Origin of the sequence: Planktotalea sp. (assembly GCF_018607965.1) — a bacterium.
Taxonomy (GTDB): domain Bacteria; phylum Pseudomonadota; class Alphaproteobacteria; order Rhodobacterales; family Rhodobacteraceae; genus Planktotalea.
This window is the reverse complement of sequence record NZ_JABBAM010000143.1, coordinates 1-6,865: the sequence shown is the minus strand read 5'-3', so window position 1 is coordinate 6,865 and position 6,865 is coordinate 1. Positions and strand designations below refer to the sequence as shown.

Sequence of the window (6,865 nt, the reverse complement as noted above, 5' to 3'; positions counted from 1 at the left end):
GGCACCACAAACCAAGACATGATGTGGATCACAGGCACGCAAGGCGGCATCAGTTTCCCGTCGTTGACTCAATGGAACGGTGTGGACTGGGCTCAGGCAGCCCAGACAGTGTCCGTCGATGTAGCGGCCAACGAAGCCGCCCCGTTGGCCTTACAATTGGATCACTTCCTGGATGTAATCGGGGGTGCCGCGCCGTTGATTGATGTGGCAGATGCCACACGAACGCTACAAGTGGCATTGGACATAGAAACGCAATTACGTGGCACCGCCGCCGCGACGTGGACATAATGCAAAGGATTCTATCATGGGTAAACCAGCAATCGGATTCTTGGACTAGGATTGATGGGGGCTGCGCAGGTGGGCCATGTGAAGGATGGTTTGCTGAACATCATGTCTAAAGGGACGCTTGCTGCGCTGACGCAGGCGCGTGACGCGGGGCGGGGCGATGACATGGTGAGCCAGATGGTGGATTTCTATGCCACTCGTTTCAAGACGTAACGGGATGATTTGATCTGCTTGGCTTGTCCGATCATCTGGTATACCATTTTAGAAATCAACATGGGAAGCTGCTATGTCAGACTATAAAGTAGGGATATTCGGCCTTGGGGCGATGGGTTTTGGCATGGCAGGCGCTTTGCACCGGGCGGGGCTTGAGACCCATGGATTTGATATCAACGTGGACGCTGTGGCAAAGTTCAAAGCCGTGGGTGGCGCCGAGGGCGTGCTTGATGAAGTCGCGTCGACGCTTGACGCAGCGGTGATTGTCGTCGTCAACGCGGTCCAGACCGAAGCGGTCTTGTTCGGCGCAGACGGGATTGCAGGCAAGCTGTCCAAAGGCACTGCTGTGATTGCTTGTGCGACAGTAGCGCCCGATTTCGCGCGCGAGATGGCGCAATGCTGCGGCGATCTGGGCCTGCTCTATCTGGACGCGCCTGTCTCTGGTGGCACGGTAAAGGCAGCAGAAGGCACTTTGTCGATCCTTGCTGCAGGGACGCCCGCAACCTTCCAAAAGGCGGGACCCGCCCTTGATGCAATGTCTGCCAAAGTTTTTGCGCTGGGTGATGAAGCGGGTGCTGGATCATCGATGAAGGCGGTAAACCAAATGCTGACAGGTGTGCAAATCGCAGCCATGGCCGAGGCGATGACATTTGGCATGACGCAAGGGGTGGCACCTGCGCAATTCCTTGAAGTGATCAGCCAATGCGCAGGCAACAGTTGGGCGCTCGAAAGCCGTGCACCGTCGATTGTGAATGGTGATTACCATCCGCTGAGCGCTGTAGACATCTGGCCCAAAGATCTTGGGATTGTTTTGGATATAGCAAAGACTGCCAAATTCAGTGCACCAATTACGGCAGCGGCTTTGCAGCAATATCTGGCGGCATCGGGGTCTGGTTTGGGCGGCGAACACGATTCAGCTGTGGCGAAAGTATATGCGCGAAATGCAGGCCTCACCTTGCCAGGGCAAGACTAAGTGCCGATGTTTTTAGGGGCGATTGCCGACGACTTTACTGGTGCCACGGATTTGGCGGGGCTGTTGGCGCGAAGCGGTGCGCGCGTGTCTTTGCGGATCGGCGTGCCAGAAGGACCACCAGCGGATACAGCACCTTACGAAGTGATCGCGTTGAAAATTCGCACCATTCCTGCGGTGGATGCAGTGGCCCAATCCGAGGCCGCGCTTGCGTGGTTGCAGGCGGCGGGTGCAAAGCAATTTTTCTGGAAATATTGCTCGACCTTTGATTCCACGCCTGAGGGAAACATTGGGCCCGTGGCCGAGGCGTTGATGGTGCGGCTGGGGGCAAAGCAGACAATCTATTGCCCAGCGTTTCCCGAAAACGGACGTAGTATATTCATGGGGAATTTGTTTGTTGGCCAACAGCCATTGGCGGAAAGCCCGATGAAGGATCATCCTTTGACGCCGATGCGAGATTCAAACTTGATGCGGCTATTAGCGCCGCAAGTGACAGGAGATGTTGGGCTCGTTGACCGCCTATGCGTCGCGCGGGGGGTCGACGCTGTGCGTGCGGAATTGGCGCGACTGGCCGATCAAGGTATCGTGCATGTTGTCGTTGATGCAGTTGCAGATGCGGACCTTGAAGTCATAGCTAAGGCCTGCCAATCGTTTAAATTGTTGACAGGTGGCAGTGCTTTGGCGATGCCGTTACCTGCGCTTCATAGCCAAGGCGGTGATACTGTTTTGGACACGTGGCAGGCCCCAAAGGGAGAAGCTTTGGTATTGTCAGGATCGTGTTCTGACATGACTCAGCGACAGGTTGCTGCCTATGCAAAGTTGGCGTCGTCGTACAGATTGGACCCGCTCGCGCTGATGCGTGATGGGGTGCAGCCTGTGCTGGATTGGCTGGCAGGGCAAAGTGGGGCACCGTTGATTTATGCCACTGCAACGCCGCAAGATGTGCGTGCCGCGCAGAGCAAGTTGGGCCGGGACCGCGCGGGGGCATTGGTGGAAAACGCCTTAGCTAAGATCGCTGTGTTTGCGCGCGACCAAGGGGTGCGGCGGATCGTCGTCGCGGGAGGAGAATCTTCGGGCGCTGTGACGCAAGCCTTGGGTGTGACGCGGCTGGACATTGGGCCAGAAATTGCACCGGGTGTGCCATGGTGTGCATGTGACAGCGACGGCAAACGGATGGCGCTGGCATTGAAATCAGGTAACTTCGGAGCCGAAGCATTCTTCGCCACCGCATTGCAAAAGTTGGACGGTATGTGAGCTCTGATACGAAATTGCGCGAGCAGATGTGCGTGCTGGCGAAGTCGCTTTTTGATCGCGGGCTGACCGGGGGCTCGACGGGTAATATCTCGGCTCGTACCTTGGACGGCGGCTTGCTGGTATCGCCGACAGGGTCCAGTTTCGGACGGCTTGATCCGGCGCGACTGTCGCTTTTTGATGCAAGAGGCCACCATATTGGCGGCGATATGCCGACCAAGGAAATGCCGCTACATAGCGCATTTTACGAGACCCGCTCTAGTGCGGGTGCAGTCGTGCACCTGCACTCGGCACACTCAGTCGCGTTGTCGCTGTTAGAGGATCAAGACCCCGATAATTTCCTGCCCCTGTTGACTCCTTATGCAATTATGAAGCTTGGAAAAGTCGCCCTGCTGCCACTCTTTCTTCCCGGAGATGCCGCGATGGGCGACGCGGTGCGCGGGTTGGCGGGCAAGCGATCAGCTGTGATGTTGGCGCATCACGGACCCGTCGTTGCAGGCAAAGATGTCGAGGCCGCTTGCAATGCGATTGAAGAATTGGAGGACACGGCGCGATTGGCATTGCTGACCCACGGCATGGCGCGGCGGCAGTTGAACGCTGCGCAGATCAAAGACATTGTGACGAAGTTCGATGTGGAGTGGGAGTCATGAAGTTTTCTGCCAATCTTGGATTTTTGTGGACCGATAGAGCGTTGCCAGAAGCGATCTACGCAGCAAAGGCCGCCGGATTTGATGCCGTAGAATGTCATTGGCCCTATGATCAAGACGTCGATGCTGTTGCGTCTGCGTTGCAACAAACAGGGTTGCCAATGTTGGGCTTAAACACCCGTCGAGGCAAAAGTGGTGAAAACGGCACGTCTGCTTTGCGGGGTCGCGAGGACGAGGCGCGCGCGGCGATTGATGAAGCGCTGATTTATGCGAAGGCGACCAATACCGGAGCGGTTCATGTCATGGCAGGATTTGCTCAAGGGGCGGAGGCCCATGCTACTTTTGCTGAAAATCTGCGCTATGCTTGCGAGCAAGCGGCGGGCCGCATGATCTTGATTGAGCCGTTGAACGGTTACGACGCGCCCGGCTATTTTCTGAACCGCACGACCCAAGCTGCGGCGTTGATCGAAGAAGTTGACGCGCCGAACCTTCGGCTGATGTTTGACTGTTATCATGTGCAACTGACTGAGGGCGACGTGACCCATCGCCTTGAAAAACTGTTACCGATGATCGGGCATATTCAGGTCGCTTCGATCCCCGATCGCGGCACACCGGATCATGGAGAGTTGAACTATTCCCATATCTGGCAGGCCTTGGATCGGCTGGGTTGGGATTGCCCGATTGGTGCGGAATATAAGCCACAGGGCGATACGGATGCCAGTCTAGGATGGCTGTCAGCTGTCTAAAAAGGTGTGCTATTTGACTTGCAGATCCAAAATACTTTATTCACCCACGATCTAAACATCACCGAGCCTGATGATTTGATCCATGCACACAGCGCGTTTTAGTTTGATGTGACGCGCCAAGCTGATGGGCAGCGTTTAGATCATGGGTTTGGCAAGTAGGGATCGCTTTGGTCCAGACCTTATATTCGCCTTCACCGTTCAGCATTTCGCCCGCTGGGAAATCGTTTTTTGAGGTCGCGACCGCATCACCGCGTTAACGGATGGAACCGACGTTGGCTTCGCTGTGTAGACAGGTGGATCAGTCAACAGCCCGTATTGTTGACGCAAGCGCGAGTACATTCATTGGGGCATGGACAAGCATGGATGACGAGTTCTCGGGATGCTCGTAAAGTGAAATTATCAACAGTCTAGAGCGGCAATCTGAAATGGTATACCAAATTTTACTTGAGTCCAGCAACAAGCGGACGCAAGATGATAGCAATAAGGGGAGGGCCGGCTGATGGAGCGTGACACATCAAATGTCAGTCTTGAGCGACGGGCGTATGCGATCCGGCGCAACGCGCTGTTGATGGGCGAAGTGCAAGGGCAAGGCTATATCGGACAGGCCTTGGGCGCAGCGGATTTATTGGCAGTGTCCTACTTTCATGCGCTGAATTACCGTGCCGATGATCCTGAATGGGAAGGCCGCGATAGATTTTTGTTATCCATCGGGCACTATGCCATCGCACTTTATGCGGCGATGATCGAAGCGGGTATCCTACCCGAGGCCGAGATTGAAACATATGGCATGGACGACAGCCGGATGCCGATGTCGGGCATGGCGGCCTATACGCCGGGGATGGAAATCACTGGTGGATCGTTGGGGCACGGCCTTGGAATTGCCGTCGGGATAGCGCTGGGTTTGAAGCGTAAGAACAACCCTGCGTTCGTTTACAACATGATGTCGGACGGTGAACTGGGTGAAGGCTCCACATGGGAAGCCGTGATGTCGGGCGTGCAATGGAAGCTCGATAACCTGATCGCCATTGTCGATTTCAATGATCAACAGGCTGACGGTAAAACCACCGATGCATTGGCCCAAGTGCCAGAGGCAGGCCGTTGGGAAGGCTTTGGCTGGTTCGCGCAAGAGATTGATGGCAACGATATGGATGCGCTTGTTGCGGCGTTTGATGCCGCGCGTGCGCATTCGGAGCCCGTACCGCGCGTGATCATTTGCCAGACCAAGATGTGTAAAGGCGTGCCGTTCCTCGAGGAGCGAGAGATCACGCATTTCGTGCGTGTGGAACCTGAAGAATGGGCGCGTGCCTTGACTATATTGGACGAGGATCGACCCAATGAATGATGCAAGCTTATCTCGCCGTAAATCGAAGTACACACCGCGCACTATGCCCGTGTCCAAGAATGGATCGAAGCTGACGACCTCGGCAATGATTGCATCGCTAGATGCAGAGGGGCGCGAAACGGTCGCTGCTCCGTTTGGTCATGCGCTGGTTGATCTGGCCAAAACGCGTGATGATATCGTTGGGCTGACGGCGGATTTATCAAAGTACACCGACTTGCATGTCTTTGCTAAAGCGTACCCTGACAGATTCTATCAGATGGGTATGGCCGAACAGGTGATGATCTCGGCGGCCGCAGGATTGGCGCGCGAAGGCTTCACGCCGTTCGCCACGACCTATGCAGTTTTTGCCTCACGCCGCGCCTATGATTTCATTTGTATGGCGATTGCCGAAGAGAATTTACCTGTGAAGATCGTCTGTGCCTTGCCGGGTTTGACGACAGGGTATGGGCCTAGCCATCAGGCTACGGATGACATCGCGATCATGCGCGCGATGCCAAACTTGACGGTGCTTGATCCTTGCGATGCGACCGAAATTGATCAAGCCACCCGCGCCATCGCCGATCATCCGGGTCCAGTTTACATGCGCCTGTTGCGCGGCAATGTCCCAAATGTGCTAGGTGAATATGGCTATAAGTTCAAGCTGGGCAAAGCGCAGATGATCCGTGAGGGACGCGATGTGCTGTTCGTGTCTTCTGGTTTCATGACGATGCGTGTTTTGGACGTGGCCAAGCGGCTGCAGGCCGATGGTGTTGATTGCGCTGTGTTGCATGTGCCAACGATCAAGCCGTTGGATGTAGAAACCATCGCGGCTGAAGCAGCAAAGGGGGGACGTTTGGTCGTCACCGCCGAGAACCATTCTATCACAGGTGGTTTGGGCGAGGCTGTTGGCGCCGCGCTGATGCGGGCGGGCGTACACGTGCCGTTCCGCCAGATCGCGTTGCCCGATGCGTTCTTGGATGCGGGGGCATTGCCGACATTGCACGATCAATATGGAATTTCGGTGGATGCTGTAACGGCGTCGGTAAAAGCGTGGCTTTGACATGAAGCTTTTGAACGGCAAAACGGCGATCATCACAGGCGGTGCAAGTCCGCGCGGTTTGGGAAAGGCTGCGGCAGTGATGTTTGCTGAACACGGGTGCCGCGTTGCAATTTTGGATCTTGATGCGGATGCAGCAGACCAAGCGGCGGCAGATTTACCCGGTGAAGGTCATGTGGGGCGCGCGTGTGATGTGACCAACAAGGCGTCCTGCGAAATCATCGTCGCCGACGTGATCACTGCGTTTGGCCAAATAGATGTCCTCGTGAATATCGCAGGGATCACCCAGCCGTTGAAGTTTATGGAGATCGGACCACAGAACTACGATGATGTGCTGGATGTGAACCTGCGCGGTACACTTTATATGTCGCAAGC

The 6,865-nt window shown here is 55.7% G+C and carries 8 protein-coding genes and 1 pseudogene; all 9 read left to right on the top strand.

The features are described from left to right. A pseudogene (locus QZ279_RS12810) lies at window positions 1–288 on the top strand (gfo/Idh/MocA family oxidoreductase); the annotation flags it as partial. A 54-nt stretch (window positions 289–342) separates the two neighbouring features. After that, window positions 343–498: a hypothetical protein gene (locus QZ279_RS12805; RefSeq protein ID WP_293451474.1), complete on the top strand. Its 156-nt coding sequence runs from the start codon at window positions 343–345 to the stop codon at window positions 496–498. A 73-nt stretch (window positions 499–571) separates the two neighbouring features. Then, window positions 572–1,471: an L-threonate dehydrogenase gene (gene ltnD / locus QZ279_RS12800; protein WP_293451472.1), complete on the top strand. Its 900-nt coding sequence runs from the start codon at window positions 572–574 to the stop codon at window positions 1,469–1,471. Then, window positions 1,472–2,722 carry a 3-oxo-tetronate kinase gene (gene otnK / locus QZ279_RS12795; RefSeq protein ID WP_293451470.1) on the top strand — a complete coding sequence of 417 codons (1,251 nt, stop codon included), beginning with the start codon at window positions 1,472–1,474 and terminating at the stop codon, window positions 2,720–2,722. It abuts the gene before it with no gap. Beyond that, window positions 2,719–3,369: an aldolase gene (locus QZ279_RS12790; protein ID WP_293451468.1), complete on the top strand. Its 651-nt coding sequence runs from the start codon at window positions 2,719–2,721 to the stop codon at window positions 3,367–3,369. The genes otnK and QZ279_RS12790 overlap by 4 nt, the downstream gene beginning before the upstream one ends. Further along, the gene (locus QZ279_RS12785; RefSeq protein ID WP_293451466.1) at window positions 3,366–4,112 is read left to right on the top strand and encodes a TIM barrel protein; all 747 of its coding nucleotides are present in this window, start codon (window positions 3,366–3,368) and stop codon (window positions 4,110–4,112) included. Before QZ279_RS12790 ends, QZ279_RS12785 begins: the two co-directional genes overlap by 4 nt. A gap of 499 nt (window positions 4,113–4,611) precedes the next feature. Further along, window positions 4,612–5,454, top strand: a complete 843-nt coding sequence (locus QZ279_RS12780) for a transketolase (protein WP_293451464.1) — start codon at window positions 4,612–4,614, stop codon at window positions 5,452–5,454. Continuing rightward, window positions 5,447–6,493, top strand: a complete 1,047-nt coding sequence (locus QZ279_RS12775) for a transketolase family protein (protein ID WP_293451462.1) — start codon at window positions 5,447–5,449, stop codon at window positions 6,491–6,493. The genes QZ279_RS12780 and QZ279_RS12775 overlap by 8 nt, the downstream gene beginning before the upstream one ends. 1 nt (window position 6,494) lies before the next feature. After that, window positions 6,495–6,865: SDR family NAD(P)-dependent oxidoreductase (locus QZ279_RS12770; protein ID WP_293451460.1), on the top strand; the 371-nt coding region annotated here is incomplete at its 3' end.

What these genes read in the sequence shown, in the direction of transcription:
- QZ279_RS12780 (WP_293451464.1), top strand. Translation starts at nt 4,612, where the DNA reads ATGGAGCGTGACACATCAAATGTCAGTCTTGAGCGACGGGCGTATGCG.
- QZ279_RS12805 (WP_293451474.1), top strand. Translation starts at nt 343, where the DNA reads ATGGGGGCTGCGCAGGTGGGCCATGTGAAGGATGGTTTGCTGAACATC.
- QZ279_RS12775 (WP_293451462.1), top strand. Translation starts at nt 5,447, where the DNA reads ATGAATGATGCAAGCTTATCTCGCCGTAAATCGAAGTACACACCGCGC.
- QZ279_RS12785 (WP_293451466.1), top strand. Translation starts at nt 3,366, where the DNA reads ATGAAGTTTTCTGCCAATCTTGGATTTTTGTGGACCGATAGAGCGTTG.
- ltnD (WP_293451472.1), top strand. Translation starts at nt 572, where the DNA reads ATGTCAGACTATAAAGTAGGGATATTCGGCCTTGGGGCGATGGGTTTT.